Source organism: Streptomyces litchfieldiae, assembly GCF_031845365.1.
Taxonomy (GTDB): domain Bacteria; phylum Actinomycetota; class Actinomycetes; order Streptomycetales; family Streptomycetaceae; genus Streptomyces; species Streptomyces litchfieldiae.
The window spans coordinates 53,194-69,921 of sequence record NZ_JAVREL010000002.1; the positions used below are offsets into that span (position 1 = coordinate 53,194).

The 16,728-nt window shown below is 73.2% G+C and carries 17 protein-coding genes; 3 read left to right on the plus strand and 14 right to left on the minus strand.

What is annotated here, in order from left to right; translation table 11 throughout:
- Positions 1 to 54: 54 nt before the first annotated feature.
- The 7 genes from RM590_RS03700 to RM590_RS03730 all read right to left on the minus strand — a co-directional run bounded on the left by RM590_RS03700 (position 55) and on the right by RM590_RS03730 (position 7,450).
- Entirely contained in the window at positions 55 to 852 is a 798-nt protein-coding gene (locus tag RM590_RS03700; protein WP_311702897.1) for a type III pantothenate kinase, read from the minus strand.
- 2 nt (positions 853 to 854) lie between these two features.
- A complete protein-coding gene (gene nadC / locus RM590_RS03705; RefSeq protein WP_311702898.1) occupies positions 855 to 1,904 on the minus strand; it encodes a carboxylating nicotinate-nucleotide diphosphorylase in 1,050 nt (349 codons plus the stop codon).
- Positions 1,901 to 3,616, minus strand: a complete 1,716-nt coding sequence (locus RM590_RS03710; RefSeq protein ID WP_311702899.1) for an L-aspartate oxidase — start codon at positions 3,614 to 3,616, stop codon at positions 1,901 to 1,903. The genes nadC and RM590_RS03710 overlap by 4 nt, the downstream gene beginning before the upstream one ends.
- Positions 3,613 to 4,485, minus strand: a complete 873-nt coding sequence (gene panC / locus RM590_RS03715; RefSeq protein ID WP_311702900.1) for a pantoate--beta-alanine ligase — start codon at positions 4,483 to 4,485, stop codon at positions 3,613 to 3,615. Before panC ends, RM590_RS03710 begins: the two co-directional genes overlap by 4 nt.
- The gene (locus tag RM590_RS03720; RefSeq protein ID WP_311702901.1) at positions 4,482 to 5,423 is read right to left on the minus strand and encodes a Rossmann-like and DUF2520 domain-containing protein; all 942 of its coding nucleotides are present in this window, start codon (positions 5,421 to 5,423) and stop codon (positions 4,482 to 4,484) included. The genes panC and RM590_RS03720 overlap by 4 nt, the downstream gene beginning before the upstream one ends.
- Before the next feature lie 109 nt (positions 5,424 to 5,532).
- On the minus strand, positions 5,533 to 6,210 hold the full coding sequence (locus RM590_RS03725; RefSeq protein ID WP_311702902.1) for a response regulator transcription factor: 678 nt from the start codon (positions 6,208 to 6,210) through the stop codon (positions 5,533 to 5,535).
- 28 nt (positions 6,211 to 6,238) lie between these two features.
- Positions 6,239 to 7,450 carry a sensor histidine kinase gene (locus tag RM590_RS03730; protein ID WP_311702903.1) on the minus strand — a complete coding sequence of 404 codons (1,212 nt, stop codon included), beginning with the start codon at positions 7,448 to 7,450 and terminating at the stop codon, positions 6,239 to 6,241.
- 99 nt (positions 7,451 to 7,549) lie between these two features.
- Here RM590_RS03730 and RM590_RS03735 point away from each other — a divergent pair, with 99 nt between their 5' ends.
- A complete protein-coding gene (locus RM590_RS03735; RefSeq protein WP_311702904.1) occupies positions 7,550 to 8,533 on the plus strand; it encodes an SAM-dependent methyltransferase in 984 nt (327 codons plus the stop codon).
- Positions 8,534 to 8,547: 14 nt separating this feature from the next.
- Here RM590_RS03735 and RM590_RS03740 read toward each other — a convergent pair whose 3' ends face one another.
- Positions 8,548 to 9,738, minus strand: coding sequence for an NADH-quinone oxidoreductase subunit D (locus RM590_RS03740; RefSeq protein ID WP_311702905.1), 1,191 nt, complete (start codon positions 9,736 to 9,738; stop codon positions 8,548 to 8,550).
- 104 nt (positions 9,739 to 9,842) lie between these two features.
- On the opposite strand from RM590_RS03740, the gene RM590_RS03745 reads away from it, so the two are divergent.
- Positions 9,843 to 10,355, plus strand: coding sequence for a PH domain-containing protein (locus RM590_RS03745; protein WP_311702906.1), 513 nt, complete (start codon positions 9,843 to 9,845; stop codon positions 10,353 to 10,355).
- Entirely contained in the window at positions 10,355 to 11,692 is a 1,338-nt protein-coding gene (locus RM590_RS03750) for a PH domain-containing protein (RefSeq protein WP_311702907.1), read from the plus strand. The genes RM590_RS03745 and RM590_RS03750 overlap by 1 nt, the downstream gene beginning before the upstream one ends.
- A gap of 48 nt (positions 11,693 to 11,740) precedes the next feature.
- Here RM590_RS03750 and RM590_RS03755 read toward each other — a convergent pair whose 3' ends face one another.
- The 6 genes from RM590_RS03755 to RM590_RS03780 are packed head-to-tail and all read right to left on the minus strand — an operon-like array spanning position 11,741 to position 16,679.
- A complete protein-coding gene (locus RM590_RS03755) occupies positions 11,741 to 12,088 on the minus strand; it encodes a hypothetical protein (protein ID WP_311702908.1) in 348 nt (115 codons plus the stop codon).
- A complete protein-coding gene (locus RM590_RS03760) occupies positions 12,085 to 12,726 on the minus strand; it encodes a hypothetical protein (protein ID WP_311702909.1) in 642 nt (213 codons plus the stop codon). Before RM590_RS03760 ends, RM590_RS03755 begins: the two co-directional genes overlap by 4 nt.
- Positions 12,723 to 14,087, minus strand: coding sequence for a hypothetical protein (locus tag RM590_RS03765; RefSeq protein WP_311702910.1), 1,365 nt, complete (start codon positions 14,085 to 14,087; stop codon positions 12,723 to 12,725). Before RM590_RS03765 ends, RM590_RS03760 begins: the two co-directional genes overlap by 4 nt.
- Before the next feature lie 36 nt (positions 14,088 to 14,123).
- Positions 14,124 to 15,608, minus strand: coding sequence for a hypothetical protein (locus RM590_RS03770; protein WP_311702911.1), 1,485 nt, complete (start codon positions 15,606 to 15,608; stop codon positions 14,124 to 14,126).
- Complete coding sequence (locus tag RM590_RS03775; protein ID WP_311702912.1) at positions 15,608 to 15,895, minus strand: hypothetical protein; 288 nt, start codon at positions 15,893 to 15,895, stop codon at positions 15,608 to 15,610. The genes RM590_RS03770 and RM590_RS03775 overlap by 1 nt, the downstream gene beginning before the upstream one ends.
- A 43-nt stretch (positions 15,896 to 15,938) precedes the next feature.
- A complete protein-coding gene (locus tag RM590_RS03780) occupies positions 15,939 to 16,679 on the minus strand; it encodes a hypothetical protein (RefSeq protein WP_311702913.1) in 741 nt (246 codons plus the stop codon).
- Positions 16,680 to 16,728: the final 49 nt, after the last annotated feature.

A 16,728-nucleotide genomic window follows, 5' to 3' on the forward strand; every position in this document is an offset into this window, starting at 1 on the left:
TAAGCAGACAAACTGCCGCTATTCCCCGCACAGCGGCGTGTTCCCGGCGGCCGGTCAGGAGCGGGAGACGTTCCGCTCGTAGACCAGCCGCAGGCCCACCAGAGTCAGCCAGGGCTCGTGCTCATCGATCACCGTGGACTCGCGCAGCACCATCGGCGCCAGGCCGCCCGTGGCGATCACCGTCACATCGTCCGGGTCGTCCGCCAGCTCCCGCGACATGCGCTCCACCATGCCGTCCACCTGGCCGGCGAACCCGTAGAGGATGCCGGACTGCATCGACTCCACCGTGTTCTTGCCGATCACGTGGCGCGGCCGGGCCAGCTCCACCTTGCGGAGCTGGGCGCCGCGCAGCCCCAGCGCCTCCACCGAGATCTCGATGCCGGGCGCGATCGCCCCGCCCGCGTACTCGCCGCGCGCGGACACCGCGTCATAGGTGGTGGCCGTGCCGAAGTCCACGACGATGCAGGGCCCACCGTACAGCTCGACGGCGGCGACCGCGTTGATGATGCGGTCGGCGCCGACCTCCTTCGGGTTGTCGGTGAGGATCGGCACCCCCGTCTTGACGCCCGGCTCGACGAGGACCGCCGGGATGTCGCCGTAGTAGCGGCGGGTGACCTCGCGCAGCTCGTGCAGCACGGAGGGCACCGTGGAGCAGATGGCGATGCCGTCGATGCCGTCGCCCAGTTCCTCGCCGAGCAGCGGGTGCATGCCCATCAGGCCCTGGAGCAGCACCGCCAGCTCGTCGGCCGTGCGCCGCGCATCGGTGGAGATGCGCCAGTGCTCCACGATCTCCTCGCCGTCGAAGAGGCCGAGGACGGTGTGGGTGTTGCCGACGTCGATTGTGAGCAGCATGGTCAGTCGCGCCTCTCGGGGCGGAGGTCGAGCCCGATGTCGAGGATCGGGGAGGAGTGGGTGAGGGCGCCGGCCGCCAGGTAGTCGACCCCGGCTTCGGCGTAGGCGCGGGCGTTGTCGAGGGTGAGGCGGCCGGACGATTCGAGGGTGGCGCGGCCGGCGACCAGCGCCACGGCCTCCTTGGTGCCGTCGGGCGTGAAGTTGTCCAGGAGGATCAGCTCGGCGCCCTCGGCGAGCACGGGCTCGATCTGGTCGAGGCGGTCGACCTCGACCTCGACGGGCACGCCCGGGAACTCATGGCGGACCCGGGCGAACGCCTCGGCGACACCGCCGGCGGCGATGACGTGGTTGTCCTTGATCAGCGCGACGTCCGACAGCGACATGCGGTGGTTGACCCCGCCGCCGCAGCGCACGGCGTACTTCTCCAGCGCGCGCAGGCCCGGGGTGGTCTTGCGGGTGTCCCGCACCCGCGCCTTGGTGCCCGCCAGGGCGTCCGCCCAGGCGCGGGTGGCGGTGGCGATGCCGGAGAGGCGGCAGAGCAGGTTGAGAGCGCTGCGCTCGCCGGTGAGCAGGTCCCGGGTGCGGGCGGTGACGGACAGCAGGACCCGGCCGGCCTCGACGCGGTCGCCGTCGGCCACGTGCCGTTCCACCTCGAACTCGTCGGTGCACACGATGGACAGCACGGCCTCGGCGACGTGCAGCCCGGCGACGGTGCCGGCCTGGCGGGCGACGAAGTCGGCGGTGGCCACGGCGTCCTCGGGGATGGTCGCCACGGTGGTGACGTCCACGCCGTTGTCCAGGTCCTCCTCGACGGCCAGGTGCGCGATGTCCTCCACCAGCACCGGGTCCAGGCCGCCGGCCGCCAGCAGGTCGGCGAGGTCGGGGTCGAGGCCGCACTCCAGCGGGTCGTGGGCCGGGCCCGCGTCCTCGGCGGCGCAGCCGCAGCCCGCGCCACAGCCTCCGGCGGGCTCCTCTGTGTCGCCCGGCCTGGCGCCGATCGGCAGCAGGGTGAGCTCCACGGGCTGGGCGCGGGGGGTGTCGGGGCTGGTCACGACGTGCTCGGTCTCCTCAGTGGCGACCGCGCCGTTGCCGGGAACGCGGTCGTGTCGGTGGTGTGGATGCCGAGGGCCGAGCCCTCGGCGGCTGGGCGCAGGGTGACGACGAGATGGCGGCCCCACCGGGCATCGTCCCGCTCCGGATGGTCCTCGCGCCAGTGACAGCCGCGGGTCTCGGCGCGAAGCCGGGCGGCGGCGACCAGAACACGGGCGACCAGATGCAGGTTAGCCGTCTCCCAGGTGTCCGCGCCGGGCTCCGCCGGCTTGCGGTCGGCGTCGGTGGCCAGCCCGTCCAGCGCCTCGGCGGCGGCGGCCAGGCTCGCGTCGGAACGCAGCACCCCCGCGCCGCCGGTCATGACGCGCTGGATCGCGGCGCGGGCCTCGGGAGGCAGCAGGCCGGGGCCCTCCGCGACCGGCGGCGGAACGGCGGCGGTGCGCTCGGAGTCGTCGGCCAGGACGGCGGCGGCGATGCGTTCGGCGAAGACCAGGCCCTCCAGCAACGAGTTGGAGGCCAGGCGGTTGGCGCCGTGCACGCCGGTGCACGCCGTCTCGCCACAGGCGTACAGGCCGGGCACGGTGGTGCGGCCGGACAGGTCGGTGCGCACCCCGCCCGAGGCGTGGTGCGCGGCCGGGGAGACCGGGATCGGCTCGGTCACCGGGTCGATGCCGTGGGAGCGGCAGGCGGCCAGGATGGTGGGGAAGCGGCGCTCCCACATCGGCGCCCCGAAGTGCCGGGCGTCCAGGTACATGTGGTCGGCGCCCTGCTCCAGCATCCGCCGGATGATGGCCTTGGCGACGATGTCGCGCGGCGCCAGCTCGGCCAGCTCGTGGGTGCCGAGCATGAACCGGATGCCGTCCGCGTCCACCAGGTGGGCGCCCTCGCCGCGCACCGCCTCGGAGATCAGCGGCTGCTGGCCCTCGGCGTCCGGGCCCAGGAACAGCACCGTCGGGTGGAACTGCACGAACTCCAGATCCGACACCTCGGCGCCGGCGCGCAGCGCCAGGGCGACGCCGTCGCCGGTGGAGACGGGCGGGTTGGTGGTAGCGGAGAACACCTGGCCCATGCCGCCGGTGGCCAGCACCATGGCCGGGGCCCGGACGGCGCCGACGCCGTCGTGGCGACCCTCGCCCATCACGTGCAGGGTCACCCCGGCCGCCCGGCCCTCGGCGTCCTTGAGCAGGTCCAGGGCCAGGGCGTTCTCAACGGTCTCGATCCCGGCCGCCCGCACGGCCGCCACCAGGGCCCGGGAGATCTCCGCGCCGGTGGCGTCGCCCCCGGCGTGCGCGATGCGGCGCCGGTGGTGGCCGCCCTCGCGGGTGAGGGCGAGCCCGCCGTCGGGATCCGCGTCGAACCGGGCGCCCAGGGCGATCAGCCGCCGCACCGCGCCGGGACCCTCGGTCACCAGGGTGTCGACGGCCGTCTCGTCGCACAGCCCGGCGCCGGCGACCAGCGTGTCCGCCAGGTGCTGGGCGGGGCTGTCGCCGTCGCCCAGCGCCGCGGCGATGCCGCCCTGCGCCCAGCGGGTGGAGCCGTCGTCCAGCCGGGCCTTGGTGACGATGACGGTGCGCCGGCCGGCCGCCGCGCAGCGCAGCGCGGCGGTGAGCCCGGCGACTCCGGAGCCGACGACGACCACGTCCGCCGCGATGGACCACCCGGGCGCGGGGGCGGGCAGGGCGGCGGGCATGGGTATGCCGGCGACGGTGGTCATGCCGCGCCTCCGGGGGTGCCGAGGGTGAGGCGCGCGTTGTCGATCAGGCGGGTGGTGCCGACCCGGGCGGCCACGGCCATGATCGCCTCGCCGGCGTGGGTGTCGGGGACCTCGGTGAGGTCTGCTGGGTCGAGCAGGGCCAGATAGTCGAGGTCGAGCGGTGGATCCAGCGCCGCGGCCGCCGCCAGCACCGCGCCGGCGGCGGCCCGGGCGCCGGCGGCCGTGGTCTCCGCGCCGCCGGCCGCGAGGGCGCGGGACAGCGCGAGGGCGGTGGCGCGTTCCGGCGGGGAGAGGTAGCGGTTGCGGCTGGAGCGGGCGAGGCCGTCGGGCTCCCGGACGGTGGCGACGGGAACGATTCCCACCGGGAAGTCGAGATCGGCGACCATGCGGCGGATGAGGGCGAGCTGCTGAGCGTCCTTCTCGCCGAACGTCGCGACGTCCGGGCGGGTGAGGTGCAGCATCTTGGCGACGACGGTCAGCACGCCGTCGAAGTGCCCGGGGCGCGCGGCGCCCTCCAGCCGCTCGCCCATCGGGCCCGCGGCGATCCGGACCAGCGGGGCGCCGGCCGGGTACATCACGTCGTCGGTGGGGGCGAAGACCAGGTCGGCGCCCGCCTCCTGGGCGAGCTTCACATCCGCCTCCAGCGTCCGCGGGTAGCGGTCGAAGTCCTCCCCGGCGCCGAACTGGAGCGGGTTCACATACACGGTGACGACGATCTGCCCGGCCGGGCCGACGCGTTCGCGGGCGGCCCTGATGTTCGCGGCGTGGCCCTCGTGCAGGGCGCCCAGGGTCATCACCACGGCGCGGGCAGCGCCCGGGGTGTACAGCGCGTGCAGCTCCTCGGCGCGGCGCGCCACGGCTATCGTCATCGTTCTCCTCCGTCCGCGCCCTCGGCCCCGTCCGCGAGGACGCCGAGCAACGCCTCGGCCAGCTCCGGTTTGAGCAGACCGTGGTCCAGGGCGCGGTCCGCGGTGACGCGGGCCATCGCCAGGTAGCCGGGCAGCGCGTGCGGGGCGTGCTCGCGAAGCTCGGCGACGTGGGCGGCGACCGTTCCGGCGTCGCCGCGGGCGACGGGGCCGGTCAGGGCGGCGTCGCCGGAGCGCAGGGCGTTGTCCAGGGCGGCGCCGAGCAGCGGGCCGAGCATCCGGTCGGGGGCGCCGACGCCCGCCGTGCGCAGCAGCTCCAGGGCCTGGGCGACGAGGGTCACCAGGTGGTTGGCGCCCAGCGCGAGGGCCGCGTGGTACAGCGGGCGGGCGCTCTCCTCGATCCACTCGGGCTCGCCGCCCATCTCGATGACCAGCGCCTCCGCGGCGAGCCGCAGCTCGGCCGGGGCGGTCACGCCGAACGAGCAGCCGGCCAGCCGCTGCACGTCGACGGCCGTGCCGGTGAACGTCATCACCGGGTGCAGCGCCAGCGGCAGCGCCCCGGCGCGCAGGGCGGGGTCGAGAACGGCGGTGCCGTAACGGCCCGAGCAGTGCACCACCAACTGCCCCGGGCGGACGGCCCCGGTCTCGGCCAGCCCGGCGACCAGGCCGGGCAGGGCGTCGTCGGGCACGGTGAGCAGGACCAGGTCGGCGCGGGCCAGCACCTCGTCGGGGGCGACCAGCGGCACCCCGGGCAGCAGCGTCTCGGCGCGGCGGCGGGAGGCGTCGGACACCCCGGAGGCGGCCACCGGGCGGTGTCCGGCCAGGCTCAGCGACGCGGCGAGCGCGGGACCGACCCGGCCGGCTCCGACGACGCCGACGCGGAGCCGGGCGGGGCGGTCCCGCGCCTCGGTCGTCCGGGGGGCGTTGGCGGCGTCGTTCACTGCGGGAAGTGCCTCTTTCGGTCGAGCGTTCCGGTCCATGAGTCCGGTACCGGACGTCGCTCCATGCTACGGCGGGCCGCCGCCCGGCGGGGGGCGCGCGGAGACGCCGTCAGCGCCCGCCGGCGCGCACCAGGCCGGTCTCGTAGGCGAGAACGACGGCCTGCACGCGGTCGCGCAGGCCCAACTTCGCGAGTATGCGGCCGACATGGGTCTTGACCGTGGCCTCGGAGACGAACAGCGCCTTGGCGATCTCGCCGTTGGACAGCCCCTGCGCGATCCGCATCAGCACCTCCCGCTCCCGGTCGGTGAGCTGGTCCAGCTCGGGGTGCGGGCTCTGGTCGGGGACGGGCAGCATCGTGACGAAGCGGTCCAGCAGCCGGCGGGTGGTGGACGGCGCGACCACCGCGTCCCCGCTGTGCACGGCGCGGATCGCGGCCAGCAGCTCGTCCGGCGGCACGTCCTTGAGCATGAAGCCGGCCGCGCCCGCCTTGAGCCCGGAGAAGGCGTACTCGTCGAGGTCGAAGGTGGTGAGGATCAGCACCTTCGGATCGCCCGGCCCGCCCTGGCCGCCCTCGCAGATGCGCCGGGTGGCCTCGACCCCGTCCAGGCGGGGCATGCGGACGTCCATCAGCACCACGTCGATCGCGGTGGACCGCAGCACCTCCAGCGCCTCCAGGCCGTCCCCGGCCTCCGCCGCGACCTCCATGTCGGGCTGGGCGGCGAGCACCATCTTGAATCCGGTGCGCAGCAGCACCTGGTCATCCACGAGCATCACGCGGATCGGCATGGGTCTTCCCCCTTGGCGTTCGTGTCGGTCATTGGCCGCCCGTCAGCGGCAGCGTGGCACTGATCCGGAACCCGCCGCCCGGGCGGGGGCCCGCCACCAGCACGCCGCCGACCATGCCGACGCGCTCCCGCATGCCGATCAGGCCCTGACCCAGGCCGTCGGCGCCGCGCTCCTCGTACAGCTCGCGCTGCGCTCCCCGCCCGTCGTCCTCGGCGAGCACGGTGAGCGCGTCGCTGCCGTACTCCAGTCTGACGGTCGCGCCGACCTCGGGGCCGCCGTGCTTGCGCGAATTCGTCAGCGCCTCCTGCACGATGCGGTACGCGGTCAGCTCCACGCCGCTGGGCAGCGGCCGGGGGGTGCCGTCTATCCGGAAGTCCACCGGCAGCCCGGTGTCCCGCACCTGGTCCACCAGATCGGCGAGCTGCTCCACGCCGGGCTGCGGCACATAGTCCTGCGCGGCGGCCGAGCCGTCCTCGCTGCGCAGCACGCCCAGCAGCCGGCGCATCTCGGTCAGCGCCTGGCGGCCGGTGCCGGATATCGTCTGGAGGGCGCTGCGGGTCTGCTCGGGCGCGGTGTCCAGGACGTAGGCGGCGCCGTCGGCCTGCACGACCATCACCGACACGTTGTGCGCGACGACGTCGTGCAGCTCGCGGGCGATGCGGGCGCGTTCGGCGGCGACGGCCATCCGGGCCTGGGTCTCGCGCTCCTGCTCCAGCCGGTGGGCACGCTGCTCCAGCTCGGCGTAGTACGCCCGGCGGGTGCGCAGCGAGTCGCCCAGCACCCAGGCGAGGCAGAACGCGATGGCGAGGAAGATCGCCCCGACGGCCGTCTCGGTCGCGGATTCCTCGCGGGACCGGTCCGGCCAGCGCATCGCGGAGACGGCGGGCGCGGCCAGCGACAGGGCCAGCGCGAGCCGGGAGGGCCAGCGCGCGGGGCGGGAGGCGACGGTGAAAGTGATGATGAGGAAGGCGAAGTTCGACGGGAGGGGCGGCACGTCGGCCAGCACCTGGAACAGGCCCGTCGCGATGGCCAGCAGCAGCATCCGCTCCGGCCAGCGGCGGCGCAGCAGCACGACGACGCCCAGCAGCGCGGCGGCGACCAGGCCGGGCACCTCCGGTCCCGTATACCCGCCCTCCTCCGGCAGGGCGATGGTCATGAAGGACAGGAGCAGCAGTACGAACGCCCAGAAGCCGTCCACCCACGTGGGGTGGCGGCGGAGGAATTCGTAAAGCCGGTTCACGTAACCCAGAGTAGGCAACGTGTGCGGCTCGGGAGTCAACCGGACGGCCGATACGTGAAGCCGTCAACTACTCCTCAAGGTGGACGATGGGTGGGGACGATGGTCAGGGACGAGGGTGAGCCGGTCGGCTGGCGGGCCGCGGCGGAGCGGGCGCTGTACGGCCCGGCGGGGTTCTTCGTGCGGGAGGCGCCCGCGGCGCACTTCCGCACGGCGGTGCACGCCTCGCCGCTGTTCGCCGGGGCGGTGGCGCGCCTGCTGGAGCGGGTGGACGAGGCGCTGGGCCGGCCCCGGGAGCTGGCGTTCGTGGACGTCGGGGCCGGCCGGGGCGAGCTGGTCGCGGGGGTCCTGGCGGCGCTGCCCGCCGGGGTGGCGGCCCGGCTGCGCCCGTGCGCCGTGGAGCGCGCCGCCCGCCCGCCGGGGCTGGACCCGCTGATCGAGTGGCGCGCCGAGCCGCCGCCGGACGCGGTGGGGCTGCTGTTCGCCAACGAGTGGCTGGACAACGTTCCGCTGGACGTCGCCGAGACCGGGCCCGACGGGGTGGCCCGCCAGGTGCTGGTGGACGCCGCCGGCGAGGAGCGGCTGGGCCCGCCGGTCACCGGGGCCGACGCGGAGTGGCTGCGGCGCTGGTGGCCGCTGTCCGGGGAACCGGGGGCGCGCGCCGAGATCGGGCTGCCGCGCGACGTGGCGTGGGCCGGGGCGGTGGCGAGCCTGGCGCGGGGGCTGGCGGTCGCCGTCGACTACGCGCACACCCGGGAGCGGCGCCCGCCGCTGGGGACGCTCACCGGCTACCGCGACGGCCGGTTGGTGCGGCCGGTGCCGGACGGAAGCTGCGATCTGACGGCGCATGTGGCGCTCGACGCGTGCGCCGGCCCGGGCGCCGTGCTGCTGCCGCAGCGCGCCGCGCTCCACGCGCTGGGCGTGAACGGCGCGCGCCCCCCGCTGGCGCTCGCGCGTGAGAACCCGGCGGCGTATCTGCGGGCGCTCGGCCGCGCCGGCGAGGCGGGCGAGCTCACCGATCCGGCCGGGCTGGGCGGCTTCACCTGGCTGGTGCAGCCGGTGGGCATCCCGAGCCCGCTCAACTGAACGGGCGCCGGGCGCTACTTGTCGATGTCGCCGACCACGAAGAAGAACGACCCCAGGATCGCGACCATGTCGGCCACCAGCGTGCCGGGCAGCAACTCGCTCAGCGCCTGGATGTTGTTGAACGAGGCGGACCGCAACTTCAGCCGGTACGGCGTCTTCTCACCCTTGGACACCAGGTAGTACCCGTTGATGCCCAGCGGGTTCTCCGTCCAGGCGTAGGTGGCGCCCTCCGGCGCCTTGAGCACCTTGGGCAGGCGCTGGTTGACCGGGCCGGGCGGCAGCTCGGCCAGCCGGTCCAGACAGGCGTCGGCGAGCTCCAGCGCGTTCTTCGTCTGGTCGAGCAGCACCTCGAACCGGGCCAGGCAGTCCCCGGCGTCCCGGGTAACCACCCGCAGCACGTCGCCCAGTTCGCCATAGGCGAGATACGGCTCGTCGCGCCGCAGGTCGAAGTCGACGCCGCTGGCCCGCGCGATCGGCCCGGACACCCCGTACGCGTGCACGGTCTTCGCGTCCAGCACGCCGACGCCCCGGGTCCGGCCGCGGAACACCTCGTTCCCCAGCACCAGATCGTCGAACCGCCCCATCCCGGCGCGCACCGCCGCGACGGCTCCCCGGGCGCGGTCCGTCCAGCCGGCCGGCAGCTCCTCCTTGAGGCCGCCCACCCGGTTGAACATGTAGTGGATCCGGCCGCCGGAGACCTCCTCCATGACGTGCTGAAGTCCCTCGCGCTCGGTGAACGCGTAGAAGATCGGCGTGATGCCGCCCAGTTCAAGCGGATAGGAGCCGAGGAACATCAGGTGGTTGAGGGCCCGGTTCAGCTCGGCCAGCAGCGTGCGCAGCCACACGGCGCGCTCGGGCACCTCCATGCCGAGCATCCGCTCGACCGCCAGCACCACGCCCAGCTCGTTGGAGAACGCGGACAGCCAGTCGTGCCGGTTCGCGAGAACGATGATCTGCCGGTAGTCGCGCGCCTCGAACAGCTTCTCCGCGCCCCGGTGCATATAGCCGACCACCGGCTCGGCCGCCGAGATGCGCTCCCCGTCGAGCACCAGACGCAACCGCAGCACGCCGTGCGTAGCGGGGTGCTGGGGCCCGATGTTGAGCACCATGTCGGTGCTCTCCGCGGTGCCGGCCGCGCCGCCCCCGATGCCGACCGTCGTGTGCGTGGTGCCCGTGCTGCCGCCGCTGCCCGTGGTGTCCGCCATCACGTCTCCCAGTCTCCGTCGCCCGCCGCGCGGCGGGCCATCGGGCGTCACCGCGCCAGTCTTCCACTCTCCCGCCCCGGGCGAAGCTCGTAAGCTTGACGGCTATGGACACGGTGGCTGAGGGACCGCGGCCGGACGGGGGGTCCGAGGCGACCGGCGAGGAGTGGCGGCCGGTGCAGCCCGCGCTGCTGCGGATGCGGCGGCTGGTGCTGGCGCTGTGGGCCGCCCCGCTGGTGCTGGTGGCCGCCGGGCTGCCGCCGCTGCTGGGCGCCGCCGCCTGGGCGCTGCCCGCGGTGCCGCTGCTCGGCGCGGCGCTGTGGGGCTGGCGGGCGCTCGGCCGCAACTGGCGTTCCTGGCGCTATCTGGAGCGCGACGACGACCTGCTGATCAGCCGGGGCGTGCTGTGGCGGCAGCTCACGGTGGTCCCCTACGGGCGCATGCAGCTCGTCGAGGTCACCTCCGGCCCGCTGGACCGGAGGTTCGGCCTGGCGCGGCTCCAGTTGCACACCGCCGCCGCGGCCACCGACGCGACCATCCCGGGCCTGTCCCCCGCCGAGGCGGAGCGGCTGCGGGACCGGCTCACGGAGCTGGGCGAGGCCCGTTCGGCGGGACTGTGATGCCCACCGACGGCGCGGAGTTCCCGGCCGGGCAGGGGAAGCGGCTGCACCCGCTCACGCCGTGGCGGCGCGCCTGGGCGCCGCTGGCCGGCCTGTTCGCCGTCTTCGTGCAGAACGCCGAGGAGCTGCGCGAGTGGGGCGACTCCCTCGGCCTGGGCTGGCTGCTCCTGATGCTGTTCGCGGTGCTCGCCTGCGCGGCCGGCTACGGCTATCTGTCCTGGCGCGTCACCCGTTATCTGGTCACCGACACCGAGCTGCGCATCCGCACCGGGCTGCTGTTCCGGCGCGCGGCCCATCTGCGCCTGGACCGCATCCAGGCCATCGACATCACCCGGCCGCTGCTGGCCCGGGCGCTGGGCGTGGCCAAGCTCAAGATGGACGTCGTCGGCTCCGGCTCGGCGGACGAGCTGGCGTTCCTCGACGAGAACGAGGCGCGGGACCTCCGCGCCGAGCTGCTCGCGCGCGCCGCCGGCATCGCGCCCGAGGCGGCGCCCACCGCGGGCGAGGCCCCGGCCCAGGAGCTGTACCGCACCGACTCCCGCACGCTGGCCTGGTCGCTGGCGCTGCTCGGCAGCACCTGGGGGTTCCTGCTGACGGCCGCGGTCGTCACGCCGCTGATCTGGACGGCGACCTCCAGCGTCTTCGCCGCCGCGCTCGTCGTGCTGCCGATGCTCGCCGCCGTGTGGCGGGTCAGCCTCGGCAGCTTCCTCACCCAGTACGACTGGACGGTGAGCGAGTCCCCGGACGGGCTGCGGCTCGACCACGGCCTGCTGCAACGGGAGCACGCCACCGTTCCGCCCGGCCGCGTGCAGTCCGTGCGGATCCTGGAGCCGCTGCTGTGGCGGCCGCGCGGCTGGGTGCGCGTCGAGCTGGAGGTCGCCGGCGGGGGCAACGAGGGCGGCCTGCTGCTCCCGGTCGCCCCCCGCCCGGTGGCCGCCGCCCTGATCGCCCGCATCCTGCCCGCGGTGGACATCGACGAGGCGGTCGCCGCCGTGCGCCCCACGCCCCGCCGCGCGCGCTGGGCGATCCCGGTGTGGCGCGTCGGCTACGGCCACGGCGTCACGGAGGCGGTCTTCGTGGCGCGCCACGGCCGGCTGCGCCGGGTGCACACGCTGGTGCCGCACGCCAAGGTGCAGAGCGTCCGGCTCACCCAGGGGCCCTGGTCGCAGCGGCTGGGCCTGGCCCATATCCATGTGGACCACGGGGCGAACGGCACGGCGACGGCCCGCCTCCAGGACGCGGACTACGCCGCCCGCGAGGTGGCCGCCCAGGCCACCCGTTCCCGGCTGGGCCGCCGCACCGCCGCCCCGGAGCGGTGGCTGACCGGACGAAGCTGACGGGCGGCGGGACGGGGTCCCGCCGCCCGCGCGATCGTGCCGAGAGCGTTACGAGGTCTGGCCGCCGCCCGCCGCGACCAGCTTCAGCAGGGCCTCGGCGGCCGTCTTCACGTGGCTGGTGTCGCCCGGCAGCACGAAGATGCCGCGCGCGCCCCAGCCGGGGGAGACGTTGTACTTGGTGCCGTTGACCGTGAGGGCGACCGTCTTGCCGCGGGTGAACCGCACGAGGTTCCCCGAGATCTGGGACAGCGGCGCGCTGTCGATGGGCTGCTGGTCGCTGCCGAGCAGGGTCAGCACACCCTTGTCGACGACCACGAAGCCGTGCTGGGCGACGGGCTTCAGCCCCTTGCCGATCTGCACCTGGTCGAAGACGTACTCCGGCTCCGCGCTGCTCATGACTCGCCTCCTGGCGATTCGTTGGGAGTGATGGTCAGGGTGGCCGCCATCTCGTCGGCGGTCTCCACCATCGCCGAGCCGATCGCCGGGGTGAACCAGGTGACGGTGAACTCGACGAAGCCCTTGTCGTAGCCCGGGGGCAGCACGTAGTACGAGATGTACTCCGTGAGCATGTTGCGCCCGTCGTCGCCCGGCTCGTTGTGCACCAGCTCGTGCACTCGGCAGGTAGGGCCGGCGGGCAGGTCGATAACGCTGATCCCGGGCTGGCGGAAGCGGTACGGCTGTGGCTGGCGCGCCAGTTCGGCCATGGCCTCCACGGTGCGGTGCCCCGAAGGCGCGGGCACCGGCGCCACGAACGCGGTGATCTGCACCAGGGGCCGCAGATCGGGCGCCTCCGGGGGCACGAAAACGACGACGGGCGATGCCTCTCGCTCCAGCGCGCCGTCGCGTATCGCCTTCAGCTCCGGGTACGCGCCCTCGGCGTACTCCTGGTCGATCTCCCCGCCGCGGTCGGCGATCGCCTGGGCGGCCTGCTCCGCCACATCCGGAGACTTCATGTCGAGCTGAATCCAGTGCTCCGGCGGGTAGTCGAACCCGGCCACCCACTCGGTGCTGGATTTGCTCAGGGTGTGGGTCACAGCGTCGCCGCTCCTTCTCCTCCGTTTGACGGCATTCCCCGGAACTCCACGTTCGATACCGGGGCGGGGGGCACCATGCGGTTCAACGACCATTTCCGAACGGCGCCCCGAACCACATATGGTGCGAATCCAATGGCGAACGACAGGCCGAACATGATGTAGTACGGCGGCCATTCGATGTCCGCCCTCACCGCACCGATGAACATGGGATAGACACCGAACGCGGCCACGGACGGGGAGAACACCGAGATGGCGAAGGTGTCGTTCAGCGCGTAGTTGGCCATGCGGAACCGCTTCGCGGTGTGGTCCCGTTCCTGCCGACCAGGGAAGGCGCCGAGCGCCTGCCGCCGCAGGTTCAGCCCCACGGCAGCGCAGAAGGCGCGCAGGTGCGTCAGCTGCGGATCGCCGGCGAACCATGTGTCCCAGTGCAGGAACGCCTGCACCACCTCGCGCCCGTCGGTCAGCGCCACGCCCCAGGGCCGCCCGTTGTCCTCCAGGACCACGACCTCCCGCAGGCCGAGCACGGGATCGGCGGGCGGTTGAATCAAACGCTTGACGTTCTGCGCGGTGCGCAGCTCCAGTGCGTCCCCGACCAGCCGGATCGAGGCCCGTTTCCGGAACACCACGGGGACCGGAACGCCGGGGCTCGGCCGCAACTCGGCGACGGCCGGCTTCTCCCGGCGGGCGCTGAGGATGCCCAGCAGCAGTGACCACCCGGCCTCCAGCAACGCGAATGCGAGGAATGCCCCGGCGACCATCACCTGCCCGGCGCGGTCGCCAATGCCGCCGGTGAAGAAGGTCGCCAGCACCAGCACGACGAGCTGAGCGAATGCCAGAATCGTGAGCAGGGGTGAGCCGGCCATCCGAGGCCCGGGGCGTAGCGTGCCGGCGAACCGCCGCGCCCTCGGCGGCTCCTTGACCGATTCGTGGACGGGCACGCCGAAGTGCCGCAGGAACGGCCCCATTCCCGAGAGCTCCAGGAACTCCTCGGCCTTGAAGTTGTTCTTGACAGCGGGGAATGTGTCGGGGCGGTCCATCGTGATGACGGCGGCGCCATTGGGTACCCAGTCGCTCAGCGCGAGGCAGGCGAGTGCCTGCCCCGCGCTGTCGCACAGGTGCAGACAGCCGCCGAGGTTGTTGATGGGGCCCTTGCTTATGCCCAGCCAGCCGTTACGGGCAGCCGAAGGACAGAGACTGCCCTTGACGTGGACCGCCGAGGCGACCCCCTGCGGGCCCAGCGGCCAGGAGTGGGTACGGTCCCCCCGCACCACCAACTGGCCACCCTCGACCGTAATCCGCGCTCGCCGCAGCACACCCCAGCGGACCAGCGGACGTTGCCCGGCAAACAAGGCCGGCTGCACCGTATTCACTGAACGAGGGCCTCGCTCTCGCTGTCGTCAGTACGAACCGGCTGGCACCGGGTCGCTCACCAGTGTGTTCTCACCATCCCCAAGACCCGGCCAGTTCCACAGGGAGTCCACACCCTCCACTTCGAACAGACCAAAGTTGCCCGAGGCGGCGCCGAGGGCCGCGGAACCGGCCACGACACCACTGGCCGCACCCAGGCCGCCTACATCGGCGCCCGCGTTCGCGGCGCGGCCCAGCGCCAAGGCGTCCGAGGCGATGTCGGCCTGACCCAGGAACTGGTGCATGCCGCCCTGAAGGGCACTGCCGAAACCGGACTGGCCGATGGTGGACCCAATGTTCCGAATACCGGAAAAGCCCTGGCCGAGCGCGCTACCCCAGTTGTTGGTGGTGATGGTGCGCCAGTTCTGCACCATCTCACCGCCGAGGCCACCGAAAGCTTCCCGGCCCCAGCCGAGCAGGCCGGACGGGCGCGTGAACGTCTGGCCCGCCCGGGCCGCCAAGTCGGCGCCGTCGCCGACGATGCTCGCGGCGTGGGCGTTCCGCGCGGCCCGGTTTCCGGCGGTGGAGATCCGCATCACGTTACGGAAGGCGTCCATGCGCGCGAGCGAGCCCGCGCGGCCCACCGTCGAGGTCAGGGCACGGCCCACGCCAAAGGTCACGATGCCGATGATATCCAGCGCGAAGTTGAGCCACTTGCCCTGGAGGGCGTTGCCGATCGCCGAGAAGATTCCCGCCACCAGCGCGATGGTGCCCAGGATGCCGGCCAGCGCCTGGCCGATGACCGGGATCCAGCCGACGAGCAAGGCGAGCACCCCGCAGATGGCGGCGATCCTCCCGGCCCATTCGCCGATCATGATCAGGAAGTCCCGGAGACCGTCGAAGAACGCGCCGACGTGGTCCCAGAAGCCGTCCTTCAGCCCGTCACCGCCGATGAAGTCACCGATGGCGTCGGCCGCCCGCTGGGCGGCGGCGTCCTTGTCCTCGACGATCTGCCGGATCCTGCCGCGCAGCCGGTTCAACTCGGCCTGGGCGTTCTCCATCTGGCTCTGGAGGCTGGTGACCTGGTCGTTGGCCGCGTCCGCGGCGTCCTCGTTGTCCTCCTCGGCCGCGGCGTCGTCGGCCTCCTGCTGCGCCGTGTCGATCCGGGGGCCGAGGCTGTCGAGCTGGTCCTGAACGGTCTGGGCCTGGGTGCGCAGGGTCAGGCTCTCGTTCTGCGCCTCCTCGAGCGCCGGCCAGTAGCCGTTGAGCGCGTCGGCGGCGGCGTCGTAGCGGCCCCAGGCATTCCATATGTCGTCGGAGAGCTCGGTGGCCTTCTCCCGGAACGCCTCACCCGCGGGGGACTGCCAGCCGTCCTGGGTGTTGGTCACCTCGCCCAGCAGGTCCTTGGCCCGCTGGATCGCGTCCGCGGTGCTCCGGTAGCGCCGGGCGGCCTCCTGCACCATCTCCCAGTCGCCGGGGACCGGGTCGCTCCCGTCCTCGGTCAGCGGGTACCAGTCGGCGGGGCGGGTAGCCATCAGCTTCCCCCCTCAAGCGCGTTGACGAGCTCGCGCTCAAGGCCGTCATAGCCGTCCGCGGCTTGCTGCGCCTTCTCGACGAAGCTCTGCAGACCTTCCATCAGCTTGTTGCGGTGAACTCGCCAGTTCTCCGCGAACTGCTCCAGCTCGTGGGCCAGATCGTCATGGCTGACGTCCTCGGCGTAGTCGGACGCGATGTCCTCGGAGTGCTCGAACTCCGTGGCGACCTGTCGCAGCTTCGTGGCCAGGTCGCGGACATCATCGACGGTAACTGTGAGGTCGGCCATTCCCCCTCTTTCTCAACTCGCGGGTCAGGTCAGCCGCCCGCTACTAGGACCACCGGAACGAACCGGCTATGGCATCGAACATCTGCACCTGCGCGTCCGCGAGTTCGGGCAGCGGGGCGCTGAACGTCAGCACCAGCCACGCGGTCGAATTGGGGACGGGCAGATAGAACTCCAGCAATGTGTTGGGACGCTCCTGCGGCTGCCCCAGTTCCTTGGAGTCCTCGCTGAGTTCCTGCCGGCGGCAGCGCACCGCCTCGCCGGAGAGAAGCTTCACGATGGAGACGTCCGCGTCGTTCTTGTGCTTGCTCCGCAGTCCGTCGGCCAGCAGCTCCGCTGGCATCGGCCCGGGCAGCGACGGGTCTTCCGGCTCCGCGGTGACCAGGAGGCTGGCCGGGATCGGCACGCCGAGCGTCGCATGTGTGGAGAGGTAGATCTCGATGGCGCCCCGCTCGGCGGCGGTGTTCATGACGTTGGTCAGCAGATCGCGCAACTCGTGCCGCTTGGTGGCGAATTCATCGCGATTCGGATAGGCGTGATCCACCAGGGCCCGCACCGACTTCAGCCGCTTCTCCTCCGAGCGCAGCGGCACGCGGAACCAGTCGGTCGGGGTGATCATGCGGTAACTCTTGGGCGGCTTGGCGGTCTCGGCCTCGGGCTTGGCCCCGGCCTCGTCCCCGGTCGTCTCCTCCGCCTCGCTCGCCGCCTCCGGCTGGCCGCCCTCGGCCTCGTCCCTCACACGTCCATCCGCCAGCGCCACGCGGAACTCCCCGGTTCTTGCAGCCACGAAACATATTTTGTGGTGACCGTATCCAATCAGCGGACAGCCGGGCAAC

What these genes read in the sequence shown, in the direction of transcription:
- RM590_RS03755 (WP_311702908.1), bottom strand. Translation starts at nt 12,088, where the DNA reads ATGAGCAGCGCGGAGCCGGAGTACGTCTTCGACCAGGTGCAGATCGGC.
- RM590_RS03725 (WP_311702902.1), bottom strand. Translation starts at nt 6,210, where the DNA reads ATGCCGATCCGCGTGATGCTCGTGGATGACCAGGTGCTGCTGCGCACC.
- RM590_RS03740 (WP_311702905.1), bottom strand. Translation starts at nt 9,738, where the DNA reads ATGGCGGACACCACGGGCAGCGGCGGCAGCACGGGCACCACGCACACG.
- RM590_RS03710 (WP_311702899.1), bottom strand. Translation starts at nt 3,616, where the DNA reads ATGACCACCGTCGCCGGCATACCCATGCCCGCCGCCCTGCCCGCCCCC.
- RM590_RS03700 (WP_311702897.1), bottom strand. Translation starts at nt 852, where the DNA reads ATGCTGCTCACAATCGACGTCGGCAACACCCACACCGTCCTCGGCCTC.
- RM590_RS03735 (WP_311702904.1), top strand. Translation starts at nt 7,550, where the DNA reads ATGGTCAGGGACGAGGGTGAGCCGGTCGGCTGGCGGGCCGCGGCGGAG.
- RM590_RS03775 (WP_311702912.1), bottom strand. Translation starts at nt 15,895, where the DNA reads ATGGCCGACCTCACAGTTACCGTCGATGATGTCCGCGACCTGGCCACG.
- panC (WP_311702900.1), bottom strand. Translation starts at nt 4,485, where the DNA reads ATGACGATAGCCGTGGCGCGCCGCGCCGAGGAGCTGCACGCGCTGTAC.
- RM590_RS03750 (WP_311702907.1), top strand. Translation starts at nt 10,355, where the DNA reads ATGCCCACCGACGGCGCGGAGTTCCCGGCCGGGCAGGGGAAGCGGCTG.
- RM590_RS03770 (WP_311702911.1), bottom strand. Translation starts at nt 15,608, where the DNA reads ATGGCTACCCGCCCCGCCGACTGGTACCCGCTGACCGAGGACGGGAGC.
- RM590_RS03745 (WP_311702906.1), top strand. Translation starts at nt 9,843, where the DNA reads ATGGACACGGTGGCTGAGGGACCGCGGCCGGACGGGGGGTCCGAGGCG.